At 45.8% G+C, this 26974-nt stretch carries 23 protein-coding genes; 11 read left to right on the top strand and 12 right to left on the bottom strand.

The annotated features are described in order from the left end of the window. The first annotated feature begins 34 nt into the window (after window positions 1-34). Window positions 35-517 carry a hypothetical protein gene (locus tag ACLVWU_RS12295; RefSeq protein ID WP_413575032.1) on the top strand — a complete coding sequence of 161 codons (483 nt, stop codon included), beginning with the start codon at window positions 35-37 and terminating at the stop codon, window positions 515-517. Continuing rightward, window positions 514-1617, top strand: a complete 1104-nt coding sequence (locus ACLVWU_RS12290; RefSeq protein WP_413575031.1) for a hypothetical protein — start codon at window positions 514-516, stop codon at window positions 1615-1617. The genes ACLVWU_RS12295 and ACLVWU_RS12290 overlap by 4 nt, the downstream gene beginning before the upstream one ends. A gap of 78 nt (window positions 1618-1695) precedes the next feature. On the opposite strand, the gene ACLVWU_RS12285 is transcribed toward ACLVWU_RS12290, so the two are convergent. Together ACLVWU_RS12285 and ACLVWU_RS12280 are read right to left on the bottom strand one after the other, a co-directional pair. Then, the gene (locus ACLVWU_RS12285; RefSeq protein ID WP_413575030.1) at window positions 1696-2994 is read right to left on the bottom strand and encodes a hypothetical protein; all 1299 of its coding nucleotides are present in this window, start codon (window positions 2992-2994) and stop codon (window positions 1696-1698) included. Window positions 2995-3223: 229 nt separating this feature from the next. After that, on the bottom strand, window positions 3224-5209 hold the full coding sequence (locus ACLVWU_RS12280; RefSeq protein ID WP_413575029.1) for a hypothetical protein: 1986 nt from the start codon (window positions 5207-5209) through the stop codon (window positions 3224-3226). A gap of 132 nt (window positions 5210-5341) precedes the next feature. Between ACLVWU_RS12280 and ACLVWU_RS12275 the strand changes: the two genes are divergently transcribed. The 3 genes from ACLVWU_RS12275 to ACLVWU_RS12265 all read left to right on the top strand — a co-directional run bounded on the left by ACLVWU_RS12275 (window position 5342) and on the right by ACLVWU_RS12265 (window position 7668). Next, a complete protein-coding gene (locus ACLVWU_RS12275; protein WP_413575027.1) occupies window positions 5342-6421 on the top strand; it encodes a hypothetical protein in 1080 nt (359 codons plus the stop codon). A gap of 33 nt (window positions 6422-6454) precedes the next feature. Beyond that, window positions 6455-6841, top strand: coding sequence for a DUF333 domain-containing protein (locus tag ACLVWU_RS12270; protein WP_413575026.1), 387 nt, complete (start codon window positions 6455-6457; stop codon window positions 6839-6841). A 488-nt stretch (window positions 6842-7329) separates the two neighbouring features. Further along, the gene (locus tag ACLVWU_RS12265) at window positions 7330-7668 is read left to right on the top strand and encodes a hypothetical protein (RefSeq protein ID WP_413575025.1); all 339 of its coding nucleotides are present in this window, start codon (window positions 7330-7332) and stop codon (window positions 7666-7668) included. 55 nt (window positions 7669-7723) lie between these two features. Here ACLVWU_RS12265 and prpB read toward each other — a convergent pair whose 3' ends face one another. The 4 genes from prpB to ACLVWU_RS12245 all read right to left on the bottom strand — a co-directional run bounded on the left by prpB (window position 7724) and on the right by ACLVWU_RS12245 (window position 11951). Then, window positions 7724-8623, bottom strand: coding sequence for a methylisocitrate lyase (gene prpB, locus ACLVWU_RS12260; RefSeq protein WP_413575024.1), 900 nt, complete (start codon window positions 8621-8623; stop codon window positions 7724-7726). Between the two features lie 374 nt (window positions 8624-8997). Beyond that, a complete protein-coding gene (locus tag ACLVWU_RS12255) occupies window positions 8998-10506 on the bottom strand; it encodes an MmgE/PrpD family protein (RefSeq protein ID WP_413575023.1) in 1509 nt (502 codons plus the stop codon). Window positions 10507-10653: 147 nt separating this feature from the next. After that, the gene (locus ACLVWU_RS12250) at window positions 10654-11193 is read right to left on the bottom strand and encodes a DOMON-like domain-containing protein (protein ID WP_413575022.1); all 540 of its coding nucleotides are present in this window, start codon (window positions 11191-11193) and stop codon (window positions 10654-10656) included. Further along, on the bottom strand, window positions 11193-11951 hold the full coding sequence (locus tag ACLVWU_RS12245; RefSeq protein WP_413575021.1) for an acyl-[acyl-carrier-protein] thioesterase: 759 nt from the start codon (window positions 11949-11951) through the stop codon (window positions 11193-11195). Before ACLVWU_RS12245 ends, ACLVWU_RS12250 begins: the two co-directional genes overlap by 1 nt. Before the next feature lie 183 nt (window positions 11952-12134). Here ACLVWU_RS12245 and ACLVWU_RS12240 point away from each other — a divergent pair, with 183 nt between their 5' ends. Next, entirely contained in the window at window positions 12135-12413 is a 279-nt protein-coding gene (locus tag ACLVWU_RS12240) for a helix-turn-helix transcriptional regulator (RefSeq protein ID WP_340596879.1), read from the top strand. A gap of 74 nt (window positions 12414-12487) precedes the next feature. Here the strand turns inward: ACLVWU_RS12240 and ACLVWU_RS12235 are convergent, their stop codons facing one another. From ACLVWU_RS12235 to ACLVWU_RS12215, 5 genes are all read right to left on the bottom strand, one after another. Then, on the bottom strand, window positions 12488-15289 hold the full coding sequence (locus tag ACLVWU_RS12235) for a POTRA domain-containing protein (RefSeq protein ID WP_413575020.1): 2802 nt from the start codon (window positions 15287-15289) through the stop codon (window positions 12488-12490). Further along, window positions 15286-19251, bottom strand: a complete 3966-nt coding sequence (locus ACLVWU_RS12230; RefSeq protein WP_413575019.1) for a translocation/assembly module TamB domain-containing protein — start codon at window positions 19249-19251, stop codon at window positions 15286-15288. Before ACLVWU_RS12230 ends, ACLVWU_RS12235 begins: the two co-directional genes overlap by 4 nt. Further along, a complete protein-coding gene (locus tag ACLVWU_RS12225; RefSeq protein WP_413575018.1) occupies window positions 19248-20297 on the bottom strand; it encodes a hypothetical protein in 1050 nt (349 codons plus the stop codon). The genes ACLVWU_RS12230 and ACLVWU_RS12225 overlap by 4 nt, the downstream gene beginning before the upstream one ends. Window positions 20298-20423: 126 nt before the next feature. After that, window positions 20424-20990: an elongation factor P gene (gene efp / locus ACLVWU_RS12220; protein ID WP_413575017.1), complete on the bottom strand. Its 567-nt coding sequence runs from the start codon at window positions 20988-20990 to the stop codon at window positions 20424-20426. A 57-nt stretch (window positions 20991-21047) separates the two neighbouring features. Then, window positions 21048-21878 (bottom strand): tetratricopeptide repeat protein, encoded by an 831-nt coding sequence (locus ACLVWU_RS12215; protein WP_413575016.1) that lies wholly within the window; start codon window positions 21876-21878, stop codon window positions 21048-21050. Between the two features lie 60 nt (window positions 21879-21938). Here ACLVWU_RS12215 and ruvC point away from each other — a divergent pair, with 60 nt between their 5' ends. Genes ruvC through lpxC form a run of 5 tightly spaced genes read left to right on the top strand, consistent with a single transcriptional unit; the run spans window position 21939 to window position 25991 of the window. Further along, entirely contained in the window at window positions 21939-22445 is a 507-nt protein-coding gene (gene ruvC / locus ACLVWU_RS12210; RefSeq protein WP_413575015.1) for a crossover junction endodeoxyribonuclease RuvC, read from the top strand. Next, a complete protein-coding gene (ruvA, locus tag ACLVWU_RS12205; RefSeq protein ID WP_413575014.1) occupies window positions 22442-23023 on the top strand; it encodes a Holliday junction branch migration protein RuvA in 582 nt (193 codons plus the stop codon). The genes ruvC and ruvA overlap by 4 nt, the downstream gene beginning before the upstream one ends. After that, window positions 23020-24054, top strand: coding sequence for a Holliday junction branch migration DNA helicase RuvB (ruvB, locus tag ACLVWU_RS12200; RefSeq protein ID WP_413575013.1), 1035 nt, complete (start codon window positions 23020-23022; stop codon window positions 24052-24054). Before ruvA ends, ruvB begins: the two co-directional genes overlap by 4 nt. Before the next feature lies 1 nt (window position 24055). After that, the gene (locus ACLVWU_RS12195) at window positions 24056-25060 is read left to right on the top strand and encodes an asparaginase (RefSeq protein ID WP_413575011.1); all 1005 of its coding nucleotides are present in this window, start codon (window positions 24056-24058) and stop codon (window positions 25058-25060) included. A gap of 19 nt (window positions 25061-25079) precedes the next feature. Next, window positions 25080-25991: a UDP-3-O-acyl-N-acetylglucosamine deacetylase gene (gene lpxC, locus ACLVWU_RS12190; RefSeq protein WP_413575010.1), complete on the top strand. Its 912-nt coding sequence runs from the start codon at window positions 25080-25082 to the stop codon at window positions 25989-25991. A gap of 52 nt (window positions 25992-26043) precedes the next feature. Here the strand turns inward: lpxC and ACLVWU_RS12185 are convergent, their stop codons facing one another. Further along, window positions 26044-26829 (bottom strand): murein L,D-transpeptidase catalytic domain family protein, encoded by a 786-nt coding sequence (locus ACLVWU_RS12185; protein WP_413575008.1) that lies wholly within the window; start codon window positions 26827-26829, stop codon window positions 26044-26046. Between the last annotated feature and the right edge of the window lie 145 nt (window positions 26830-26974).

The following is a 26974-nucleotide window of genomic DNA, read 5'->3' as shown; positions in this document are numbered from 1 at the left end:
TGACCTTGTAAATTGTGTTTCGTACACTTTCGGCATGAGTAAACTTATAAGACTGATACTTTCCCTTCAGGTTTTGGCTTTCTTTATCGGATGTTCATCGCAAAGAATGCGCATTTCGGAAATTGGTGAATATAAAATAATTAAAAAGGGACCTTTCATAGTTTCTGATTCTCCAGAGCTTTGGAAGTTTTTGAAGTCTCGTGGGAATATCGACAAAAAGAAAATTCAAATTATTATATCTAATGGCGAACCCACGCAAAGAACACTTTATTTGGATAAAGTCGTCGCAACGATCAATCAAGAGAAGGTGGGATTGAAGTGTCGAACTCCAGATGCGGAAGGATCAGTGGTCCTACAGTACGGAAAGGTGGTTGGTGTAACTTGTAATATGGACTTGGTTCCCAATAGCAAAAACCAACTTGGTTTGAAAGACACTTTTGTTTCTATTGAGGTTCCAAATGATTCGAAAGAAAATGTCGTGATTGAACGTCTTTATAGAATTGAGGATTTCCTATGAGGGCTTCAGTAGTTATTCTTTTGTCTTTAGTGGTGGCGTGCCAGTCCTTCGCTCGAGCTAAGCGGGATACCGAGTTTGTAGTTGCTGAGGTTGGTTCTGGCGCACAAGCCCCAAGTTTTTATTGGTCGCGTTTTTTGCCGGCAGACCTTTCAGATTGGAGTGATTCAGATTCGAAAACAAGTTCTCGCCTTATTAACCAATGCGGATTGTTGAGTGAGGCTAAAGTAGTTGGCGGAAGCCGAACAAACCTACTCTTTTTGGGTGTTGTTAATAATAGTTCAAAGAGTATAAGAATTGAACGAAATCGGATTTCTGCCAAATTTTCCAGTGGCAAAGAAAGAATTCTGATCGAGTCCTCCGAGAATTCTTTTATTGATGTTCCCGGCAATAGTTACTCCTGGGGGTTTATTGCTTTTCCCAGTAAAGGGGATTTTAAGGACCAAGATGACTTACGCGTTTCGGTACCTATCGCCTCCAGCGAGGGTAATGAGTGCAAGCTGGAATTCAGATTTGAGCGGAATAAGAAGGTTATAGCAGAGCCCAACTCGTACTTAGAGGCCCCCCAATCCGTATATTCTTTCGGTTATTTAATATCTGCGGGTATTACGCCCGTGGCTGCAACTACATTTAATAACTATAAACCTGATGGGTTCGGATTATATACGGCTAATTTTTCTCATGTTAATAGCGGTAGTTTTATGAACTTTGACGCTCAAAATTTGGGGGACGTCTATCCTTCTGAGTATTTTAATGCGAGCACATTTAAATCAGCATGGTTGTGGACGTTTACTTTGGGGCCAGTTTGGCGCAGTCTTTATAGTACTAACTTGAGTGGCTTTATTAACATTGGACCGTCTTTGGGATACCTTAGAGCTCAAGCTTTTGATGATAAGGATGAAATTTTCAGGATATCGCCAGGTATTTATGCTTCATATTCTTTGGACTGGTGTTTTCTTAAAGGACGCCCTTACAAGGAAAAAGGGGACCATTCATTTGGCCTAACTTTATTTGCGAAGTATTACCCATGGCTTTTTGATGGGAGCCGTACAGATTATGGACTCATCGGTATATCTTTCGATATTTTCCGTGGGGGAGAATAGCAAAAAGCCCGGTTCATCACCGGGCTTTTTGTTTTTTGGGGTAATTCGGTTAAACGTTGATCTTCTCTCTTTCAATTTTTATTTAATAAATCTTAAGTACAAGTCGTAAACCAATCCGTAGCTGTTATCTTTCATGACCACTACTGATTTGTAGCGAACCATGTTGCCGTGCTGATCGACTTCTTTGTAACGGCGGTCGTATTTCAAGTCGATTGCGATCACACCTTTGGCATCCAGAGAGTGCAGCTCAGCAGCCTGCGCTATACCATCCAGATTATCGTCTTTCCAAAGTTTCAGGGCACCGAACACAGAATCTGCACCAGTGATAATACGGTCCTTGTCTTCGTCCCATTTAGCCAAGGCGTGGAAACCCTGTTTCGCGAACTTTTGATCAGGACCCAAAGTCGCATCACCGAACAATTCGTTGATACCCAGAACTCTGCCTTGGCCATTTGGAAGAACCAGGAAGTAGTTCTCAGTGTCAGCAGACGCAAACCATGCAGTTCTAACTGGTTTGTGATTGTTCAATGCACCCAGCAGGTCAAACATCACACCGTGTTCAGGCGCCGTCAGAGCAATTGGTTTCGGAGACTTTGTATTCAATTGCAGTAGCAATGGGTCAATCACATCAGCGCCAGCACAAGCCGCGTCGCCTTCGAAGCCTACAAGGACGTTAGCAATCTGGCCTTTGCCTTGAATCTTGCCATCTTTACCTACGCGGAAAACGGAATTGTTATCAAGCATGGCGGCAACTGTATCCAGCATCGGGGCAATAGCGCTGGCACCCGCATTCATAGAATACTTATATGGTGCCTGAACCTTAGCGCCGTTCCAGAATACAACCGAGTAAACACCTTCGCTCAATGGGGCAGAAAGACCAAATTCAATATTCTTGGAAAGAACCAGTTGTTCTTTGAAGCGTTTAGAATCAGCTTCGCTATCCCAGACTTGAACGACACTCGATTGGACAAGGATGGATCCCATAGTTGACTTATATAGTACAGCTACGATTTTAGACGCACCTGAAAGTGTCGTCATTTTCTCAGAACCCACTTTAGGTCCACACACCGCATTTGGTGTTACGCTGATCGTAGCAGAGGAAGAAGAATCCGGTACGCTGCTATCATCCGGATTGCTTGAGGAGTCTGGAACTCCATTATCTGGATAGCTTGATGAATCAGGTACGCCTTCGCCATCATTCGGTGCCGGGAAGTCCGATACGCCATTATCGAAGACATTAGAGTTATCCAGTGCGGATTGCTTTGCTCGCGCATCAATACTGAAGGCAGCTTTGGAACAGTTTTGAAATGAGACAATTGTTACGGCTGAGCCCAAGAAGATAAACAGCTTGGCCAGATTTCCACGAATATTTCTCATCAACCCTCCCCAGAGTCATAAGAGACAATAGTTCGTAATGCAAAATCGTGCCCAGCGGAAAATGGCACCAACTGCAAACTGTTTGACACTGACTTTCCAGAAGGTGGGGTCCTGTATAATATAATTTAGACAGTGCATGAACCCTATTCGATTTTAATTTCGGGAGCAGATTGGGAATGTTTCAAAGCAGGATTTTGCGAATGAGGTGTTTGTTATTGTAAGCAGGGAGTTATTTTCTTCTAATCATTAAGAATTCAGAACCGGTGTCTGAGTATATGGTTTTACCTGTAGAAGATCCGTAGACACCGCCGTAACTATCTACAACTTTAATTTCATAGGTTTCCAGTGCGCGCTTAAAGTCAGAATCTGATTTTATAAGGCTTTTGACTTGGCTATGACTGGATCCACTAAACTGATCTAATACGCGGTCACGAGTGCCATACTTTTCTGGTAGTGCAGTCGGGGGCAGTGATGCCGTAGAACGAGTCTGTGCGTTTGTTTTACGCGTGTTTGAGCTATTTCCATTGGCATAATAAGTTCCGCTTCCTGAGCCCGAGCCAGCAGCAGATCTTGATCCTGAACCAGCTCCAGCTCCGTCAATCCGTGCAGCATCGGAAACTTCATCAGTAATGGCCGCGGAGGCCACCGTGCGACTATTCGTTCCGCGGGCCGAGGTTGAGCTACCAGTTTCAGTTGAAGGGATCGCACCTTTAGTAAGGTCAACTTCACGAACAACCTGTTCATCGCGCCCTTGCTTCGAAGGCTTGTAGGCTAAACTTATTGAATTCGATTTGCTTCCCGAAGACTTCGAGTCAGATGTCTCGCTTTCATATCTGCCATGGCGAGCCTGATATCTTTCACCAGAAGAGGAACGACCGGAATCAGAGGATGAACGTGACGAAGACGACGAACTCGATGTCGACGTGGATGCCGATGAATATCCCGAGCTCGATGAGTCGTCATTCGCAAGTGCCGGAGTATTCATAACACCCATTGCTCGGTCAGCCATCGCAAACACTGGCGCACTTTGACGCTCGCTCGCGGCGACAGCTTGAGCTTTGCCTTCATCAGTCATATTGATTTTGTTCACGGCAAGTTTTTCTGAAGAAGGGACGCTTTGCTGAACTTCGGCAGAGGAAATTTCCTTCGCCATGTTGTAGCCTTCGGAGCCACCGCCGGTCTCACTTGCAGAGCTTGCAACCTGACGTTTTTGCTTTTGTGCTGTTGCTCTTTTGGATTCAGTGGCTACTTTTGTTTTCGCTTTGCTTGCAGTGTTGTCGAGGCTTTTGCTTGGGTTCGTAGCTATAACCGCCTGGGCCGCCTGCGCGCTGCCGGTTTTCTCCATGGCCTTTGCGGGACAGACTGCCAAAACTTGATCTACTGTTTTTTCATCGATAACGCCAGTTCGGTGAAGCAGCTCATGATAAATAACTGCAGCGACACCATTACTGTCCGTTGGCTCCATCCCTTTCGGTACCGTTATTGTGATTCCGCCGCCTTCTTGATATTTCCCTTTGGGAACCTTTGCGTCTGCAGAGACTTCACATGACAGCAAACCTTTGCTATCTACTTGGTGTGAAATTTTTGACAGGTCCAATTTCAGTTTATTCGAGAGATAGATAAATAGGCCTTTGTCTTCGGGAGCTACTTTGGACAACATTTTCGGAGAGCGCAGGCATTCTGACATAGAGTTATCGGTGACCACGGCATTAAGTGTGGTGGTCAGTACTGGAGTTACATCCTCATTGTCGCAAGCAACAGCTTCTTCCACAGCCATAAGACTTTGTTTTGCGTTGACTCCGCCCGTGAATTTCGCAAGTTCCGCCAAAACCCCATCATTTTCCTTGGCACATTTCAAGGTTTCATCAGAACCGTTCATGATAAGGGGGGCGCGCAACTCAGAGGACGCCAAGGTCAAAGACCTTCCATTGTAACTGTACTGAGCTTCTTGAACTTTGCCCCCAACAAATTTGCGAATGTGCATGGAAGAAATTCTGCCGTCCTTAAATTTAAGTGTAATGGATGTAGGGCCTTTCCTAAGAACCCAAAGGTCAATCTTCTGGTCGCGATCTGCATCTACGCGGATATCCTCATAGTCGCCCGCAGAAATAGTGCTGGATTCCAAAGGGGTATAGAACACAGTCGCCTGGCCGCTCACTTCGGAGTGAGCATATGCAGGGTTAATGATGAGAAGTACGGCCAAAAGAAAATGCATGTTAAGACTCATCGGACCAAGGTCTAGGTTGGTTTAGGGGGTAAGTAAATTATTTCTGATATACATAAAGTTCTGTCTTAAACTGAGACAGTTGGTCGTCAGATTCCATTTCATACCCCGGGGATTCACAGAATGAGGATTTTACTTATTTCTCTTTTGATCTTTCCTTGTGCCAGTTTCGCACAAGTATATGGGTTTAACTCGCTAGCTGATTTCGGCAAGATTAAACCCCAATCGCAAATTGAAGTGACAAACATCCCTCCGAATGTGACCCAGGATTCTTTGGGAGTTTGCTATTCCTGTGTGGCATCGATCATGTTAACTGCCGAGAACTGCAGGACGATGAAAACAGACTGTCAGAAGGTTGCACCAGAGGATACTTTCTCGGTAGTAGGTATGGCGCCGTATGGACGCGGCGATGATTCAGAAAAAAAGCAGCCTACGGGACCTACGAAAGAAAAAAAGAATGATCGAAGCGATGGTTTGCCTGGTGGTAGCGTGGTAGACCTGCTTAAGTACATGAAGTATGGTTATGCACCAAGTGAAAAGTGTATATCCTTGGATCAAATCCTTAGTAAGATCGGTGGAGCACAGGAACCAACTAATTCCCAAATCGATATCTGGGTTATGCTTAAGGAGATGTACTACAATTCAAAAAAAATTGAGCCGAATTGTCCTACGTGCCAAAATGAATTTTACACCAGAGCCAAGGATGAGATCGAGGCTAATTTCAACCTAAAACTTTCAAACGAAGCGATGTTAAAAGCATTCAGTCAGGAAACTTATAGTCGTTTCTTTGATAAACTTTTTGTTCGATCTGAGTGCAATAAACTCGCGAATGGAGTTGTATTTGAAGGCCAGAAACTTGAACTCGACTATCTGTCAAAAGAACCTAAGCGCAGCAACTATACTGAATCCATAAAAAAGGTGAAGGAAGTTTTGGGCAAGGGACACACACTGGGGTTGACGAACATTTGCCTGGATAAAAAATCTTCGAAAGCTGATACGTGTGCTATGCAGCATGCCGTTGTGGTTTCTGGGTATAGACAGGTTTGTAATGCCAAAGGAGTCTGCAAAGATTCTATTAAAGTGATCAACTGCTGGGGTAAAAAGTGGCAGGAACAAAATGATGGCGGTTGGGTCGATGCGAAAGAATTGATTGATCGAACTTCATATCAAATCGGCTCATTGAGCTGGTTCAATGATAAGTAAGATAAATTGAGAGTAAAGAAAAGGACATTAGCGATGACAGCAAGAATAGCAGCCTTAGTTTTGAGTGTTGTAAGTTTCACGGCTCCTGCGCACGCAGACCAAACTCTTAAATACTACAACAACGACAAGTACGAACAGGTAAAATTCAAAACCTACGAAAAAGCCAATTTGAACGAGTCATGCTTTAAAGGTGGCAAACCAAGCTGCAAAGCATGGACAGTATTTACTGGTAAACCAAAGGCTCGCACAAAGAATCCAACTCCCTTGGCAGGCAATCCCGCAGCTCTTTACTGCTGGGACGTTGGAGCAAAAAACAGAATCCTTAAAGCCCAAAACAACGATCAATACGATGTCTGCGTCTTCGACGACAACTCAATGATCGACTCCTGGGATCTGTACTACAAACACTTCCCTAAATAGTTTCGATTTCGCAATTTCTACATCCGCTACGGATGTGGAAATTGCCTGTTTGAAATCAATCAAACAACGCGCCCACCATTTCTTCAGCAAACGTTGATTTTCTGAATCTTTAATTCATCCGACATTCGATGCGATCTTTCTCTCTGGTTAAGCTCTACCGCTCTAGACTCGGGCTACATTTTGCAATCTAACCTATCGAAATTGCATCAAAACCAATGTATGGACATTGGCCATACATTTTGATAGGATGGATATGAGAAAGTATAATCCACTAAAGAATATTTGGTTAAAAAGGGAGCGTGGAGCCACGTTTGACGAGGTGGTCTCCAAGGGAGAAATACTAGGCATCCGTGAGAATCCAAACTACGAAAACCAATGGTTTGAAATATATTATTTCGAAAATTATATTTGGGTCGTGGTGCTAGAAAAGGAAACAGATCGGTATGTTACAATGTATAAGTCGCGAAAGCTGATGAGGGAGTTTGGTTATGTCTAAGAAAATCAAAGTGCCTAGTTTAAAAGAGATTGAAAATAACTTTGCTGATTGGGTTCCTGCTCCACCTGAGCATCTTGAACGAGTAAAGAAGCGTAACGATCGAATTAGATCGGAGCTTAAAGAGGGCAAAATCAACATGCGAATAAACAGCGAGGACCTAAGCCTTCTAATGGCGAAAGCTGCGGAAAAAGGGATGGGCTATCAAACTTTGCTGGGAAGTCTTATCCATCTATATGTGAATGATAACCTTGTTGATGTCATGGAAGCTAGAAAGTTAATGGGCCTTCAAAAGAAGCCTATCAGCGCCAAAGCAACAAAGAAGCGCACATAAAAAAAGAGCAGGTCAAAAACCTGCTCTTTCCATTTTCAATTTAAAAATCCAAAAACTACTTCAGCGTAAAGTTAAAGATGTTCTGATCGAAACTGTTGTACTCATCGTAACGAGTCAACGCATAAAGATCCTTACGAGTCTGCATTTTTTCAAGCAAGCCCTCTTGTGTGCCTTTAGCTTTGATCTCTGCCAAGCCCGCAACCGTCGCACCCATCGCCAGACGGAAAGTCGTCACAGGATAGATCACGATGTTGTAACCAAGGTTAGAAAGCTCCGTGTAAGTGAACAAGCGACCTTTACCGAACTCAGTCATATTCGCCAAAAGCGGAACAGAAACTGCCTTACGGAATTTCTCAAATTCTTTTTCGTTCTCAAGAGCTTCAGTGAAGATGCAATCAGCACCCGCATCGATGTAAGCCTTAGCACGGTCAATAGCCGCATCCAAACCTTCAGAAGCACGAGCATCCGTACGCGCTATCAAAAGGAAGTTCTCATCAAGCTTTTTACCACGAGCCGCCGCCGCCACTTTACGAGCAGCCTCATCGCGACCCACAAGTGATTTACCATCAAGGTGACCACAACGCTTAGGATTTACCTGGTCCTCAATATGGCAACCAGCCAAACCCATCTCAATCATCTCTTGAACCGTACGAGTAGCACTCATCGGCTCACCGAAACCAGTGTCGATATCAATAATAGTAGGCAAAGAAGTAGTACGAGCAATCTGACGACCACGCTGAGCCACCTCAGTCAAAGAAGTCAAACCGATGTCAGGGTATCCAAGGTCGTTGGACAAAACCGACCCAGAAATATAAACCCCATCAAACCCAGCCTTCTCAATAGCCATAGAAGCAAGCGGAGACCAAGACCCCGGCATCTGCAAAAGCTTACCAGTCTTCAAAGCATCACGAAAATTCTTACGCTTCTGAGCAGGTGTAATTTCAGGAAACAACATAGAACCTCCAAAAAAACCTCTGGCCATCTCAACGAAATCAAAAGTGACCAAGGACTACGGAATTAAAAAACAAAACCAATTTCAACGATTCAAGGCTTAAGAAATTTGAAAGAATGCACCTGAACCAGATCAATATTTAAACTACCACTTCCAAATCAAAAGATGTCTCAACATCAAATTCTTTCAAAAGTGATTTTCTATTTCAACAAAACAGGCAGCGGCAAGGGCTGGCCTAGGGTTTTGTAGAGACCTCCGCGGGGCCTGGATGGCCCTCCGCCGTAGCTTTAGCGAAGGTGGAAGCGGCAAGGGCAGGAGGCCCGGGTCTCGTAAAAACCCTAGGCCAGCCCTTGTCGCTGACGGTCTTCGTCCGAAGACTAGAAGATACCTTTAGTATCGCGTTTGTTGTTAACCAACTTGTCGATAGGAATCTGTACGTTCAACTGTTGAACTTGTTCAGCAGTCAAGTTTTCCAAATTCTCACAAAGACCGATGAAACGATCACGCTCAGCTTTTGTGATGATACCTTCAGTAAGTGTATCGAACTTACGGATGTAGTCGGCACGTTTGAACGGACGAGCACCAGCCGGATGCGCATCAGCTACGCCCAACTCATCAACGATTTTAGAACCGTCTTTCATAGTGATTTCTACGCGGCCACCGAAGCGTTTTTTGTCTGGATCCGTCTCGTGGTACCAAGCAGTCCATTGTTTGTCTTCGATAGTGGAGATTTTGTTCCACAATGCCACAGTGTCAGCACGTTTCGCGCGCTCTGGAGCGTACGAGTTAACGTGGTGCCAAGTGCCGTCTTGAAGAGCCACTGCGAAGATGTACATGATGGAGTGATCAAGAGTTTCGCGAGAAGCATTTGGATCCATTTTTTGTGGATCGTTCGCACCAGTACCGATTACGTAGTGAGTGTGGTGAGAAGTGTGGATCACGATATTAGCGATATCGTCGAAGTTTTTGATCATTGGCTTCATTTTGCGAGCTAGATCGATCAATGCTTGAGATTGGTACTCTGCAGAGTGCTCTTTAGTGTAAGTCTCAAGGATTGCGCGTTTTTCTTCGCCAACTTCTGGAAGTGGTACTTCGTATTTGCCGTTTTTGCCGTCAAGCATGTAAGCGATAACAGAATCTTCACCTTCGTAAATTGGAGACGGAGCGCCTTCACCACGCATAACACGGTCAACTGCTTCAACAGCCAGTTTACCAGCATGTGCTGGAGCGTAAGCTTTCCAAGAAGAGATTTCACCTTTGCGAGATTGACGAGTCGTGAAAGACACATGAACCGCTTGTTGAACTGCTTGGAAAATAGTTTCAGTTGGAAGAGCCAATAAAGTACCGATACCCGCAGCTTGAGCTGGGCACAAGTGAGCGATATGATCTTTTTTGTGCATGTGAAGGCAGATAGCTTTCACTAGGTCTACGTGAACTTCGTAACCAGTAACGATACCTTTAAGAAGTTCTTTACCGTTTTTACCCATTTGTTGAGCAACTGCCAAGATAGCTGGGATGTTGTCACCTGGGTGAGAGTAGTCAGCTGCCAAGTAAGTGTCATGGAAATCCAATTCGCGAACTGCAGTTCCGTTAGCCCAAGTAGCCCATTCACAGTCAAATTTTTGATCGTTCGGCATACCGAAAACAGTCGCACCACCATTACGAGGATGCGCAATCGCCATTGCACGAGCAGAAGCAACCGGACGACGGTTCGCTGCCGCGATAGCAACAGAGGCGTTGTCGATGATACGGTTGATAACCATATCCAAAACGTCTGCTTTGATTGGAGCATTGTCAGAAGCGATTTCTGCAATTTTCCAAGCTAGTTGATCTTTACGATCCAATTTTTCTTTAGATGGATAAACACGCACTGTGTGTTTTTTCATGGGAGTCCTCTCAGTCCATTTGCTTACGAAAGCCCTTAAGACTTGTCGCGTTATTTATAGTTAAATGAAAGCAAACAAAGCTAACTTGCCACGCTCGGAGTGGTCAAGGAACTGAGGGGGAAAGTGGACGGATTCTGCGATGCTCCTCTAGAGGGAATATGAGAACGCAGCTTTATTATGAAAATCGGCCTGGGCAGCCGGGTGCGACAGTGCAAAGTAGGATTTGGATCCATCAGAAAACTCAATGACAGCCGTTATGCCCAGTTTTTTAAACTGGCGAAGTGCGGGGGATTGAATTTTTACGCGAAAAATCGCCTGGTCAGACTCCAGGGATCGATGGATCAAATTCACCGATGCTGTGCCGTCGGATTTCATACCCTGACGATAACTGGTGAAAGAATAGGCATTCCAGTCGCCGTTAGGTGAACAATTGACTTCAAGATAGGGGGAGTCCGCGCTTTGGTCGAAACTGAAAAAAGCCTCCAGGCACGTTGTTTTCCAAAGCTCATCCCGACGCAGAACTTCGCCATCGGCATCCTCATGCTGTGGAGGAAAGTGCAAGTGACGGGTAGGGCCTAGCAGGAAATATTCAAGAATCACTTCATCTGGCGAGGTAACGTAAACTTGAGATTCAACTTTAAATAATTTTGTGAAATCAGTTTCCGCAAAAGGTTTCAACTCAAGCACTAGCGTCTCTCCCAGTTCAGACGAGCCGTGAATAGATTCTTTCCATCTGAGATTCGCACACCACGATAAACGGTGCTGCCACCGACGGCAGTTTCAGAGGAATCATCCACACTCTGTTCAATTTCAACAGTATCACCCAGTTTGGTTTCTGCCAAAAAATTAACAGAGTACGAATTCAATTTCAGGATCTTATGCAGTTCAAACGGAATCGCATCCAAAATCCACTGGGCGTACTTCGCGTTGTTTACGTGCTGATTTATGTCCAAATCTGAATTCCGAACCGCAAACTGCGCGAGCTTTTTGTACTGCCCCCGAACCGGAATTTTTTCCGCCTCTAAAGTGAGCAATTCATCGGCAATCAACTCGTTCCAGGGGCGAATGCCTTCAACGGGAAGGATTCTGCCCGTGGCCTGATCCAAAGCCAAAAAAGACGTGGTGCAGTTGCCGATGACCTGATCCTGAGAGTCGATAATTTTAAAACCCCGCATAACAAAAGCCCCCTCGGGAGGACGTAGCCAGGTTTGAATCCGGATAGTTTCACCAAAGGTGGGCCATCTTTTCATCTCGACAATTTGGCGGGTGATGACCCAGTACATTCTGTCCCGGGCCATTTGCTCCGAGCCGAAGCCGATTTTTTCAGCATGTAACCAAGCCGTTTCTTGAAGAAGGTTTAACAGACCAAAAAGTCCCAAGACTCCTCGTGCGTTGACTGATTGAGATGAGATTTTGAAGACTTCACTCCAGGTTTTCGAGTTCATACTTGAGTCCTTCTCTGGTTTTAAGGTCGCCTTATGTTTTTTTGCATATCTAATGCGAAAAAACAGGACGGAATTTAGAACAAGTGATGTATACTGTGTTTAGTTAGTGATTTGGTGTTTTTGCCAAATCAGTTTGTCACATTTTGAAAAGTTGTTTATGATTATTTTCGTTCAGGCGGGTATATGAGACAAAAAAATATGTTAGCTGACTTTCTAAAAACAAAACGCGTAGCTGCTGGTCTTTCGCAAAGAGACGTGTCAGACAAGTTGGGTTACTCAACGCCGCAATTTATTTCAAACTGGGAGCGCGGGGTGTCTCATCCACCGATCAATGCTCTAAAAAAACTGGGCGAGTTGTACAAAATTTCAGCGGAAGACCTATTCGAAGTGACATTGAATGCGACGATCCAAGAGGTAACTCAGGATTTGCGTCGTAAATTCGCAAGTTCAAAATCTCGCTAATTTCGCAAATTATCAGTTTTAAAGCTAAAAAAGCCCGGTTGTGCCGGGCTTTTTTTTGCCGAAACGTATGCTTTTTAGAAAGTACCGATAGAGATATGCACGCGCCAAGGCTCTTCACCCGGTTGCATGTTTAACTTCCAGGCAATATCGACACTTAATGGACCGACCGGAGTGTTATAGCGAACACCAAAACCGGTAGAGGCACGATACGGTTCATTGATATCCAATCCCTGAATAGCGACAATACCACCATCATAGAAAACGGCTCCGCCCAAGGCGTTGTAAACCGGGAAGCGCAACTCGGATTTTATCAACCCCATGGTGGAATCAGTCGTCAGATAGTATTTCTTATTGCCGCCGGCAATTCCCAGGTCATTATTGTTTGGGAAATACTCGGTACCAGCTTCATAACCGCGGACTGTGGAAACACCACCCAAACTGAAACCCTTTTTATCCCAAGGAACACCGTTTTGACGGGTAGGAGTGTCTGGCAATTGACTTAAATTTTTCAGATATCCACCGCGGAAATTGTTGGCCCAGATGATCGGCTGTTTTTGTGCTGTACCCAAGCGGTTGTAAAACGTAATCGCCGCAACCGCACGCCAGTAGTTGATCGTCTCGGTACCACCGAAAGAAGGATCTGAATACTCAGCATTGATACGTGTGAATGTTCCGGCCGTAGGGTTGAATGGATTGTCCCGGAAATCGAAGTCGATATTCGGTCCTGTCGTTACGATATCCTGATCGGTCGGTGTATATGGATAGGTTTCGTCAAGACCGTAGTCCTTTACTTGTGCCAGTGAGTAAAGATCCCAGGTTCCCAGAATTTTTGAAGTCAGATCTTTTTCAATCGTATAGGTGTACTGATTCAAATCCGTGACCTGCTTGACGTTGAAATCAGTGATCTGACTTGAAAGAGTGATATTAATACGCCCGCGAATGTGGGAGCCAAACAAATAGGGTTCCAGGTAGCCCGCAACAACTTTATGTTCGAGGTATTTAACATCGGCGATATTGTAATTGCCTTCCAGACGCAAAGAAAGCCCGCGACCCGTCCCCAGAAGATTGCGATACGAAATACCGGTGTATCCGCGCAATGTCAGTTTTCTTTCATTGGTAACCCCGGCGCCGATGTTGAAGGTTCCGGGCTCACGCTCAGTAATACGAACAATGACCGTACGATCAGCGATGTTGGTTTTTTCCTCCAAAGTGCGTACGTCAACGGTGTTAAACAAACCGGTTTTTTGCAGCTGATAAATGGAGTCTTCGATTTTCTTCGGAGTGATCAGTTCACCCTGTCGGATTTCCAATTCTTGATAAAGAACGTAGTCTTTGGTGAAGGTGTTGCCTTCAAGCACAATGGACGAGGCGCGAACCTGCGGGCCTTCGAATATTTTAAAGTTTAAAGAAGCCTTTGTATTCGTTTCGTCATATGTGACCAGATCCTCTTTTTCATTCAGTAAAAGCATCTCGATGTAACCATTGTTATGGTAAAAATCCTTGATGTTCTTTACGGCTTCATCAATTTTATTCAATTTAAGCGGGCCCGGGCTAAGTCCGGTAACCTTCAAAAGCTCTTCATTTTTATAGGTCTGATTACCCAGGAAAGATACGGATTGAAGCATCGTCAGAGGTCCTTCATCCATATTCACGTAAATTGTGACTTTGTCTTTTTCCTTATTGTATATCAGACGGCTGGATATAACCCGGGCCTGCAGATAGCCTTCGTTTTGCAACGACAGCATCAGATTTTTCATGCCGGTATCAATGTCGGTTTTGTTGTAGTATCCCTTGGATACAACCAAGGAGCTGTAATTTTGAATAATATCCGCGTAGTATTGCGGATCTCGGCTGAATTTTCCAGTCACATTGATGGCTTGGATCTTTACGCGGGGACCCTCTTCAATGCTAAAAATAATTTTTCGCATAAAAGGACTGCCGTCTTCCTCTTCGCGGCTACTGACTTCAGCGCGCGCGTACCCTTCGGACAGATAGAAGTCCCGCAATTTAGTTGAAAGCTCGGTGCCGATATTTGGATTGGCAGAGTAGAAGTTATCCAAATCCAGAGCGTTGGTAAGTGCGCGGCGACTGCGAAGATCATTGCCTTCGAATTCAAACTTGAAAGATTCTGGGCGGTCCACGCGATAAGTCAGGATGGCTTGGGATTCGTCGGCGCTGTATTCAATTTTGGGCCCGACGAAATCAGCACGGACAAAACGTTTGCTATTCAGGAAAGAACGCGCAGATTTCGTGATGTCCGCCAACGTTTTGTCAGTCAGTGGATCACCCAGATTCGAATCGATAGCGCCCACTAAAGCTTTGTTCAAAGCCAGATTCGGGCTTTGAACAATCAGATTGTGAATGACGGTGCGTTTGTTTTCCGTGACCTTAAGTGCGATATCGACATTTTCGTTTTTGCCCGGAGGCATTTCAATATCCACAACGGCATTGAAATAGCCCTGTTCCTTATAGGCCAGGCGAAGCTTTTCACCTTGCTCTGCAAGTTCCTGCTGGTCAAAGACGTCGCCGGACTTCACGGCAAAGTACGACATTGCTTCAGAGTTTGAAAAGAACTTGTTGCCCGTGACATGGATATCACCAATTCTTCGAGCTATCACGTATTCAAGCTTGTAAGAACCCGCCACGCCTTCAACCACTTTCACGCGGTCAAATAAGGGCTTCGGTTGCAGATAACGTAAAACATCATCGATCACGCTTAAAGGAATATAGTCCTTGGTAATCGCAGGATAACGCTGGGTCAGCTCTGTCTGCAAATCAGCAGGCAGACTTGAAATATCCAGTCCTTTTGCCGAAGCCGAAGAGGCTTGCAGAAGCAAAAGTGCGGTCAGTACTGACAGCAGGGGAGCTCGGATCATTTGAACTCCCTTTTAAATTCAAGATCAAGACCAAAAATACTTTCGTTTTCGATCGGAGTATTTTGTAATGTGCTGTTTTCGTAAATATTTTTATTTTCAAACGATCCCACGGCCGTCCAATTTGGATTCAACAAATATTCCAGCTTCACATCGTAGCCCGAGATATCGCCCACTTGACGACTGCCGGAAACCTTCATTTTTTCCGTCAAACGGCGGGTTAGGGTGATTTTTGGAATACTGATATTGCGAGTGGAATCGTACTGGGATGTCACAGACAAATTCAAACCAAGCGTGCTTTCCAGTGGTTTGTTAATTTCCTTCGCAAAAGCGGCTCCGGCCACTTCAAGCCCGGCTTGATCTGCTAATGCTTTGGACTGTCCTGATGTCGCCATACTTTGGGAAGTTACGCCCAAGGCAATCAATGAAACGATGTCTTGTTCTGATAAAGGCGGCACGCTGGTCATTTTAATATTCAGATTCTTGGCGGAACCCTGCGCAAACAGATTAACATCAAATTCGTTAATGCGGGATGTAGCTGTAACGTACAAGTTGGGATTGATCTGATTAGGATCAGAGAAATCCACGTTGCCGGCTTGAATGTCAAAGTGGCGGTCTTTAAAGATTAATTTCGAACGTTTTTCAGTCAGAATTTTTCCCAGTAGAATCGGATTGGAAGGTGGGCCTTTGACAGCCAGCTGCCCGGAGACAGCTCCATCAAACATGGAGTTTTTCACAGCCAATGGTTTTTCCAGGTTCACTTGAATATCCAACAGCACAGGTTCAAATTGATTTTCGCGAAGCACTTTTGGCAGATAGGCACTTTGCTGAATATTGGAAATCCCATTGCCACCTTCAATGAACTCGCGCTCAAAGATGCCGCCGTTGACGCGGTAAGTGCCCGAAAGCACAAATGGGAACCATTTTCCAGAGAACAACAGATCGGCATCGCCGCTGGTGTGGACGCGATCCGGTACATTCAAAGAGATATTTTCCAGATGCGCGCGCACTGAAGTCGGCAGATCCTGGATGCCATTGATAAGTACGCTGCCATCACCAGTCAGGTTTCCGCCGGCAATCTGGCCTTTGATATCGTTGATGATGATTCGTGACTGCGAGAAAGAAACGTTAGCCTGCAGTTTTTCCAGCGGGTGCGGGAAGCCTTTTAGTTTTACGAAAGAACGAGTCAGGTTGGCCGTACCCAGGATTTCAGGTTTGCTGATTCTGCCGGAGACGGCAGCCGATATGCGCAAAGGACCACCCAAATCATCAAGGAATGGAGTGAAGATCTGCAACAGACGCAGGTCCGTGCGGGCCTGGATGTCCATGTTCAGGCGCTCTGCTGTAAAATGAGTGCCTTTGATTTGAATTGAATTCTGAGGGCCGCGCAAAACAAAGTTTTTAAAGGAAGCAGAGCCATTTTCAGTAGTGATTTCGATAGGACCATTATTGGAAATACTTGAACTGCCACGCTTTAATTGGAAACCTTCAATCAGAATTTTACCAGTGGATTTAAAAATATCCCCAGAATCAGAACGCAGATCAATGGTTGACGTTAAAGAAGACTCGTACTCGCTGGCCAGGTTTGCGCCACCAATCAACGCCAGTAAAGTGGCGAATGTCCAATTGTTGGTTTTCATTTGAATTCGTAAAGGGGATATCTTTTCAAATGGATACAGAAAGCTGCCTTGAACCTTGTCGCCGAAAAGCTTGATTTGACCGTTAACGCCTTTTTGATCAACTCCCAATTGAAAGGTGGAGTTGTCAATTTCCTGATCTTCAAGGACGGTTTCGGTCAGAGCCCCCTTGGCATCAACGCGGGCATCTTTGAAGGAGTTTTTAATTTCAGCTGATGCATTCAGATTGCCATAAACGTTGTCAGCGATCTGAGTGATGATGTTGGATTCTTCCAAGCGCCAGTTCTTTGCATCCACTATCAGGTTCAGATTTTTGTCAGAGCTGATTCCGCCTGTAACGTTGGCAACAGAGCTGTTCTTTAAAAGCTGAACTTTACGGGCGGTGATGTTGCCGTTGGTGGCATCAACGTTGAAATGAAGTTGATCAAAGGATTCTTCGCCAGCGCTGACATTTTTAAAAGCTGAATCCAGCTTGTAGTTCATTTTCCAGAAGTTCAAAGGACCCGAAACGTTGGCTTTTGCTGCTCCGACACCCTGAATGTCAAAAGGGAACTTATAAATTCCCGAAATAATAGTCGCCACATCAGCGAGTTCTGCAGTCGGCGCGCTGAATGTACCGACCAGAGTGCTGTTATTAAGGTTGATATCCAGATCTCCAATGTATTGGGTGCGATTTTGAGCGCCGGCAATTTCGGAAAAGATCAGATGCCCTTTACGCATTTGCACGTTGGAAATGGCATTACCCAGTACGAAATCCTCGAACACAAAATCACGAACATTCAGAGTCATATCCATGGTTGCCGTACTGGCGTTACCCTGGGTAGAGCCTTCAATGCTGGCGTTTCCGATCATTTTCAGATGGGCCAGGTTGTGAATGTCCTTCATTTCAAGTTTCTTGGTCTTGTAGTTGATTTTGAAACCCTTGTCGAAATCAATGACGCCATCGCTGGTGCCAACACTGCTGCCAATTTGCAGATTAGTGTCGTAGCTGACTGCAGAAGTGGTCAGTTTGGCTTTGCCTGTGACCTTGATGTCATTCAGATTGACGATCTCCAGGCCCTGCGGGGAGTTTTCAGATTTCACCCAAAGTTTTTGTCCCGTCAAAACACCGTCATCGCAGCTAAGTTCAAACGCCGGGCGAATGCGACCGGAGCAGGGCAGGTTCCCTTGCAGTTGCACCCCTACGGGAATATTTGCCAGATCCAAAGATACGAACAATTTGTGTAAATCCAAACCGTCGATTTTGACAGTGGATTTGAAATCATAATTTTCGTTTAAACGGAATTCAGATTTATTTAGTTTCGCCTCGCCGGCAGGATGGCTGACGGACACTTCCGAAAAAGTGAAGGCCTTGTCGTTGTATTCGCCTTTAATGTGGGCATCACCCAAAGCAAACTTGGAAACCACCACAGATTCCGTAATTAGATCCGCTTTGCCTTTGATATCGTCCATGCCATTGAAGCGCACTTCAGCGTCGGTTTTTAAAGTTCCGGCGAGTTGCGGAACTTTAACTGTAGACTTGATATCATGAAGTTCTTTGTAAATATCGGCCAGTGAGATTTTGGCGTTTAGATCAAGGACACCTGACGGTTTGATTGTCACATTCTTGAAATCAGTCAACTCTCCGCGGACCAGAACTTCAGACTCATCCAGGCGCACACCCAATTGCAGGATACGCAGGGATTGGCGAGTCAAATAAAGATGCGTATCCAGAGATCCTGAAAACTGTCCCAACTTTTTCATCGACAGTGCCAATGCCGGTGTATCCAGCTTTGCAGTGATGTTACGCCCCATGTTGGTAAGAAGCAGCCCGATATTGCTGGCTTCAGCCTGAAGGCCCATTTTGTCCGAGCTCACCAGTAAGTGAACATTTTGAACCAATACTTTTTGCAGAGGAATTTTTTCGGTGATTGAAAAAATCTCGTCCATCGGCAGAGGCGTGGGCTTGGAATCCTCTTTTATCAAAGGGTCGATGTTGATCTTCGCCTCCGGAGAGTCAATCACGAGGGCGGAGAGTTTAAGGCGGCCACTTAACAGCGAGAAAAAGTCCAGCTGAACGCGGGCGCGGGCAATACGTACTTCTTCCGTGATTTTTGCGATCTCACCTTTGGAGACGATACGAATTTTTTCCAAGGCCACCGAAGTGCTAAGTACGCGGATGCGCAAACGCTCCGCATGCACTTCAACGGGCAATGATTGTTTCGAATAACTTTGCAGCTCATTTAAGGCCCAGGACTCCAAACGTGGAATGACCAGCCAAGTGCCTAGGCCCCATAAAATCAACAATGCCAATGTGGGAGTGATCAAAATCCAAAAGACGCGCTTCATTGACCGCTCCAAATACTTAACAAAGCACTGCCTGCGCGATATTGGGGACGGGAGGCAAGTAAACCTTCGAGAATTTCAACGGCGGTGTGTTTTTGTCCAATGCCCCACATAGCTTGTGCGCGCAGGTAGGCCGTCGCAAAAAATGTTTCTGGTTCATGGGAGTAGGCCAGTTCGACCTGTGAAATTTCATTCAGAAGCTCAATGAAACGACGGCATTGCAAAAGCACTTCCAGTCGGAACCAGGCCAGACTTTCGGAAGGGTCGCAAAACTGCAGAATATCCAGTGCAGTTTCATAACCCTCAAGCATAAAAGCGGCGATGGCAAAATCAAAAGCCATATCCGGATCTTGTTCCGCATGATCACGCAGGTTCTGCAAAAGAATCAAAAGTACTTTTTCAACTTCCGGATCTTTTGGTGAGAGCTCTTCCGGTTTTGGATCCCGTGCACGCGGGGAACGTCGGGCTAAAATTTCCAAAGCGTGGCGCTGACGGTGCTCGCGCACTTCGTTGTTCACATCATTGTCGCCCGGATAAAGTTTTTGCAGGCGAGCCAGCAAAACTTTTTCCTGTTCGTACAGTTGCTGAGTGCGCAGGGTGATCAGCTGATCCAGCAGATGTTTCTTGTTGTTTAAGAAATCTTTATGAATGCGATACTTACGATTCGAACGCCACTCGCCCAACAAAGCTGAGCGGGAGTTCAATGCCAAAGAGCGTGCGGCTTCGTTTTCGGATTCGCTTTCTTGGATACCTTCAATCAAAGCGGCAATGACTCTTTCATCAAGTTCCAAGGATGCATGGCCCAGGGCTTCCATAAAGTACGGCCAAGGGACTGGAAAGCTTTCGTTGTCGAGATGCTTGATGACGAAGTTTGCGAGTTGTAAATGACGACCGCTTAAATTCAGGAATCGCGCCAAGGCATTGATATTATCAAGTGAAACTTGCTCAGGTGAGGAATCGAGAGAAGAGATCAGTCGTGCAGCCACTTCATCCAGATCACTGGTCTCATTGAGTAAATTTTGAATTTCCAACTCAATAAAAGTGGACAAAAAAAAGCCTCCGCTCTGAAGTGAGCTCCAAGGTATGTTGGAGCTCTCAGACTAACTCATTTATTTTGAAATAAAAACGAGTACTTGCGGAGACTTAATATCTTGCGTTAGTAACTATTTTTGCAATTACTTTTGGCTGACGCGTTCTACGTAGTCACCAGTTGAAGTATCGATGCGCAATGTATCGCCTTCGTTGATGTGCAACGGCACGCTCACTACCAAGCCAGTCTCCATAGTCGCTGGCTTAGAAGCACCAGTCACACGGTCACCTTTGATGCCTGGATCTGTGTTGGCAACTTTCAAGTTCACGGCTTTTGGAACGTCTGCAGCAACAGCTTTTTCATTGTAGAACAAAACAACAACTTTCAAACCTTCAGTCAGGTAGTATCTTGACTCACCAAGGTCTTCTTCAGACATCGCGATTTGCTCGTAAGTCTCGTTGGACATGAAGTTGAAGCCAGAGTCGTCCTTGTACAGGAAGTTCATCTCTTTGTTTTCAACGTTAGGAACTTCGAATTTTTCGCCAGATTTGAAAGTCACTTCCAGGTTTTGACCTGTTAGCATGTTTCTCAATTTAGTGCGGGTGAACTGGTTGCCTTTGCCTGGTTTTACGTGTTGGAAGTCCACGATCACGTAAGGCTTGCCTTCAACCATGATTTTCAAATTCTTTCTAAAATCCGACGTTTCGTACATTTGAGTCCTCGTTTGTTAGTCAAAGAGGTTCAATATGCCTAATTCATTTGGGAATTGTCAAATATGGGAGCGGTAGTCTTCGATTTTGCGAAGCATCATCTCGAGGGTTTCGATCTTCTTTTTGCGCACCATCTCTTCGCGGGGAAGGAGAGGTTTTAGCGGAACTGGTTCGTCAGGTTCATTATAACGGACCTGCAGAGTCTTCATTCGTCTTTCGATTTCTGCGTGGGCGCCAAACTCCACGCGCGTATCTTTTAAAAGGGCGTGGGCTTTTTCCAGATCGTTGCGCACGATGAAGGCATCAATCAAAGACAGCATGCGTTCAAATGCCTTATTTCTGGGCACAGGTTGAGGCTTGAAGACCTCAGTGGCTGCTCCGGTTTTGGTGCCGGGAATGGTTTGCTCGATCGGTGGAGTCTCAAGATTAACCTGCGGAAGTTTCGCCATCGCAAAGACTTCGTCGTCGTATTCATCCGCCGTGAGGGATTCCAGTTTTTGTACGGCTTTTTGTGCAGACTGAGAATTGGGATTCAGAAATAAAACCATCTTGAAAGCCTTCAAAGCTTCTTTGGGATTTTTGTTCGCCAGCTGCAATTCCGCTAAAAGTTGATGCGCCAAAATATTCTCGGAAGCCAGGCCTGTGGCCTTTTTTAGGGCCTCAATCGCGCGGCCGATTTGACCTGCATCGCGCAAAATTTTGGCGTATGTGACCAATCCTCCGACAAATTGCGGATGGCGTTGAACGCCAGAAGTCACAACCTGCAACGCTTCTTTCATCATGCCCATCTCTCTGTAGGCTTCCGCCAGAGGTGCAAACACCTGAGAGGTCGGATCCTTTGCCAGGATGGCTTGATATTTTTCGATAGCGCTTGCTTCAATCTTCGGCATGATTCAGATTCTAGTGCACATTCATTGACTTAGCAATACGTTCGGAATGAAATTAAAAGTATGAGTTTGACGATTCTTGGGGTTGACCCCGGTTCCCGCATCACAGGATTTGGCGTGGTTCGCATCACCAATGGCAAAATTGAGCACATCAATCACGGTGTAATTTTGCTTGAGGAGGATATGAACTTTGCGTCGCGCATGACTGAACTTGGTTTGGCCTTTCGCGAAGTCATGGAAAAGTATCGTCCTCATCAAGTGGTGATTGAAAAAATCTTTATGGGAAAAAATGCGGACAGTGCCTTTAAGCTGGGACACGTGCGCGGAGTGGTGATGTACGAAGCGGGTTTGGGTAAAGCCACCGTTGCGGAATACGCCACAAGATCGGTTAAAAAAGGAATCACCGGCAACGGTGGATCCTCTAAAGAAGACGTGCAGGCGGTTTTGCTGGCGATGTTGGGGATTAAGTCCATCAATCGCATCGATGCCTCGGATGCCTTGGCTATGGCCTGCTACCATGCCTTTGAAATGAAAAAGAACGCAGTTTTACAAAAAGCGGTGAGTATATGATCGGTTATTTACGCGGAAAAATTATTGAAGTCCTGGGCGATTCGGCTCTGATTGATGTGCAGGGTGTGGGTTACGAGGTATTTGCCTCTTCCAACACTTTGGGTGACTTCACAACTTTGCTGGGTAAAGACATCATCGTCTGGATCCACACTCACGTTCGCGAAGACGCTTTGACTCTTTTTGGCTTTCACGACAAAGAAGAAAAGAATTTGTTCCTGTCATTGTTGAAAGTAAACGGCGTTGGCCCAAAAATGGCTTTAAGTATTTTGTCTGGCGGTCGTCCGGCTCAAATTCACGAGCTGATTGAAAATGGAAATGCCAAAGGTCTTTCTGCGTTGCCTAAAGTAGGCAAGAAAACGGCGGAACAGATCATTCTGACTTTGAAGGGCAAGCTTGTGTCCATCGAAGAAAGTTCCAAAGTAAAATCAGAATCTTTGACGCAGATCACGTCAGCACTTTTGAATCTGGGCTACAAATCTCAAATGGTGGATCAATTCGTATCCACTTTGCCAGTTTCTATCACGGTTGAAGAAGGTGTTCGTAAGGGTTTCCAAACATTGTCAGGTAGCTTGTCATGAGTCGTATTATTGAAGGCAGCATTTTAGATAGTGATATCACTGAAGGCAGCAGCATCAGTGGTGGCGAGAAGGCTTGGGAGAACGAATTGCGTCCCCAGGATTTCACTGAATTTTCTGGACAGGAGATTGTTAAAGACAAGATCAAAGTCTTTGTCGCGGCAGCGAAATTTCGCCAGGAACCTTTGGACCACGTTTTGCTTTCCGGGCCTCCGGGCTTGGGTAAAACGACGCTTGCGCAAATTATCGCCAACGATATGGGTTCTGATATCAAAATGACTTCAGCCCCGGCGATTGATAAAAAAGGCGATCTGGCTGCAATTCTGACGTCACTAAAGCCAAACTCCGTACTTTTTATCGATGAGATTCATCGCTTAAGCCGCCATGTGGAAGAGTACTTGTATACGGCCATGGAAGACTATTACATCGACATTGTGACGGGTGATGGTTTGGGTGCGCGTTCGATGAAGTTTCAACTTGCACCGTTTACCCTGGTGGGGGCAACAACGCGAGCAGGACTTTTAAATCCGCCATTCCGTGATCGTTTTGGGATTGTAGAAAGACTTCAGTTTTATGACAAAGAAGCTCTTCAAAAAATCTTGATAAGATCGGCTCGCAAGCTAAATGTGGAAATTGACAATGATGGAGCCGAAGAAGTGGCTCGCCGTGCGCGCGGAACGCCTCGTATTGCGAACAGACTGTTAAAGCGTGTTCGTGATTATGCACAAGTTAAAGGTAATGGCGTCGTCACTCGGGAAATTGCGATATATGCTCTAGATCAACTAGGGGTCGACAAGCACGGCCTGGATCTCATGGACCGTCGTATTTTGAGCCTGATTCAAGAAAAGTATAACGGTGGTCCCGTTGGTATTGATACAATAGCAGCTGCGCTCAGTGAAGAGCGTGACACTCTTGAGGAAGTCTATGAGCCGTTCCTAATCCAGGAAGGATTCATTCAGAAAACTCAGCGCGGTCGCGTGATCACAGAGTTCGCGAAGAACTCAGTTTTAGAAATGATTCAAACGGAGAAATAGTATGCTTAAAAGACAGCCTCTCGTCGTCGAAGTCCTCCGCGGGCCCGCAGTCGAGAGTGTTCACAACGTGATGGTCGCGGTTGTGAACGAGCTGGGGCAACTGCTTCATGGCTGGGGAAATCCCAGTTTCGGTACCTTTCCTCGAAGCGCAATAAAAATGCTTCAGGCTCTTCCACTTATAGAATCCGGTGCTGCAGATAAGTTCGGTCTTGATGACAAGATGATCGCTTTGGCGTGCGCTTCTCATCGCGGTGAAAAAGAGCATCTGACCGTGCTTTCGCAATGGGCGGAGAAAGTCGGGATTGCAGAAAGTCTGCTTTCCTGCGGACCGCATTTGCCATACAACGAAACTTCAGCGCACGAGTTCATTCGTCGCAATCAAAAGCCCACAGCATTTTGCAATAACTGCGCAGGCAAACACGAAGCGATGATCACAACCTGCTTGCATCTTGGGGAGGATCCTCACGGCTATGCGAACTATGAACACGCGGCTCAAAAAAGATTGCGCAATATTTTGACTGAAACCATGAAGGTAGATCACAGCAAAGTTCCGCACGCCGTGGATGGTTGTGGTATTCCCACGTATTCGGTGCCTCTGCAGGCGATTGCTGCCGGGATGTCGATATTCGTAAATTCCAAGGCGTCGACACTTCGAAAGAATGCCTGTCAGCGAATCATTAAAGCTGTCACAGGTAATCCATTTTATGTGGCAGGAAGTGACGATTTCGCCACAGCTGTGATCGAAAAGACACAGGGTCGGGCTATTATCAAAGGCGGGGCGGAAGGCGTGTATGCGGGCTTTTTGCCAGAAAAGAAGTTGGCCTTCGCCATTAAATCCGCAGATGGTGCGGGTCGCGCGGCTCAATTGGCAACAGCACAGGTTCTATTGCAATTGGGAGGCATGACTGTCGAGGAAGCAAAGGCTCTCTCGAAATTCACTATGCCAACTATCACAAACTGGAAGGGCGAGCCCGTCGGCAAGTTGCGGATTGCTAACGACCAATAGACGGTGTTAAACTGTCTTCATGTTCTTACAAAAAACAATTCGTAAAAAAACGGTGATTAATGGCATTGGTATCCACTCGGGGGATCCATGTACTTTGACTTTCAGGCCAGCACCGTCTGACACCGGCGTTTATTTCATTCGTAAGGACTTGCCGGGCAGCCCTTCATTAAAGGTCACAGCCCGCAATGTACAGGCCACCAGCCACCAAACTACAATCGGAGGCGAGGCGTTTTCAGTTGCGACCATCGAGCATTGCCTTTCCGCGCTTTCTGCACTTCGTATTGATAATTTATTTATTGAACTGGATGGACCGGAAATTCCTATTTGCGATGGCAGTGCCGGGGAGTTTTTAAAAGCTCTTTTGGATGTCGGTATCGTTGAACAGGATCAGCCGCGCAAATACTGCTATATCACCGAGCCTATTTATTTTAGTGAAGGTGAAAAGCACGCCTACGTGGTTCCCTATCATGGACTGCGTGTGACGGTGACGATCGATTTCCCACATCCGGTGATCGGCAAGCAGACAATTGATTTGGATATCAATGAACAGTCATTTGGTCGTGATATCGCCAGCGCCCGTACCTTCGGATTTTTAAAAGACGTGGAGGCCCTGCAGGCCCGCGGACTTGCCAAAGGCGGAAGCCTGGACAACTGCATCGTCTTGGACGGTGGGGCCGTGATCAATCCCGAAGGTTTGCGCTGGGCGGATGAATTCGTTCGTCACAAGGCTTTGGATGCTTTGGGGGATCTGGTGACTTTAGAGATGCCGCTAATGGGTCACGTGGTGCTTTACAAAGCAGGTCACGATATCATGAACAAGCTTGTGCGAAAGATTTGGGATTCACCAACTTCTTATCGCCATGTCGAACTTGGCGCAGACATCAACGACGAGGTTCAAAAGTTCTCTGGTTGGACTTTGGACGCTCGATAAGATTCTTAAAAAATGACGAAATAAAAAAAGGCGCTTAGAAAGCGCCTTTTTTTTATTTTCTTCGTGCCGGTTCAGTCACGCTGACTTCAGTGCCACTCATGGCCGCTTCCATCAGATCTTTATGATAGTGATAAATCAGGCTGCCTTTTTCCAGAACCGGGATCAGTTTAGTTGCAATGGACAGGGACAAAGCCGGGCAACCCCAGCTGACACCTAAGCGCCCAAATGGCTGGCCTGTTTTTGGATTTTTAGAATTGATGAAATCCTCGCCCACATACCAGGCGCCGTGCAAAACGATATCGCGGTTGAAGGCCTGGTCATTGGAAGACTGCAAGCCGTACATGCGCAAAGTTTTACCGTAAGAGCCGTAATAGAAATCACCAGTCAGGTAAAAGCCCAAAGACGTTTGTTTGGAATCTTTGATATTAGAAAATCTTGTCGCCCAGTTGCTGTTGCCAGTGCCTTTGCCATGGGACACGTAATAGCGAATCACATCGCCGGTGCGCATGTTGATCAAATAGAAACGACGGTTGGTGGACGGTTGAGAGTAGTCGATGATGACAATTGTCTCGGGTCTTTCCAGAGTCACAACTTGAGTGGATGGAGAACGATCAGATTCTTCACAAGGTTTGATGCTACCAACAGGCCACTTGCTGCATTGATAAGTGCTTTGTTGGAAAGAGCGACCGGCGTGATCGTCCATGAAGCGCACGGTGCGCTCAAGTGCATCCTGAGGAACACCTTGTTGCAAAATTTTAGTATAGATAGCTTGAGAAGGAGCAGCGATAGCCGCAGTTGCAACCAAAGACAATAGCACGGTGATAATTTGTACTTTCACAGATCCCCCACAGAATTTAGTGATAGTTCTAAGTATGAATACTAGTGACCGGATATAGGAGTGATCCCTGAAAGAAGCAATGAATCTGTGCAGTTATTGCAAATTTCTCTCAGTTTTTCCGCGTCGTAGATTGCAACGGATTAAC

The organism is Bdellovibrio sp. HCB290, assembly GCF_047305925.1.
Taxonomy (GTDB): domain Bacteria; phylum Bdellovibrionota; class Bdellovibrionia; order Bdellovibrionales; family Bdellovibrionaceae; genus Bdellovibrio.
The sequence above is the reverse complement of the archived record's forward strand: the minus strand, read 5'-3'. Positions and strand labels throughout refer to the sequence as shown.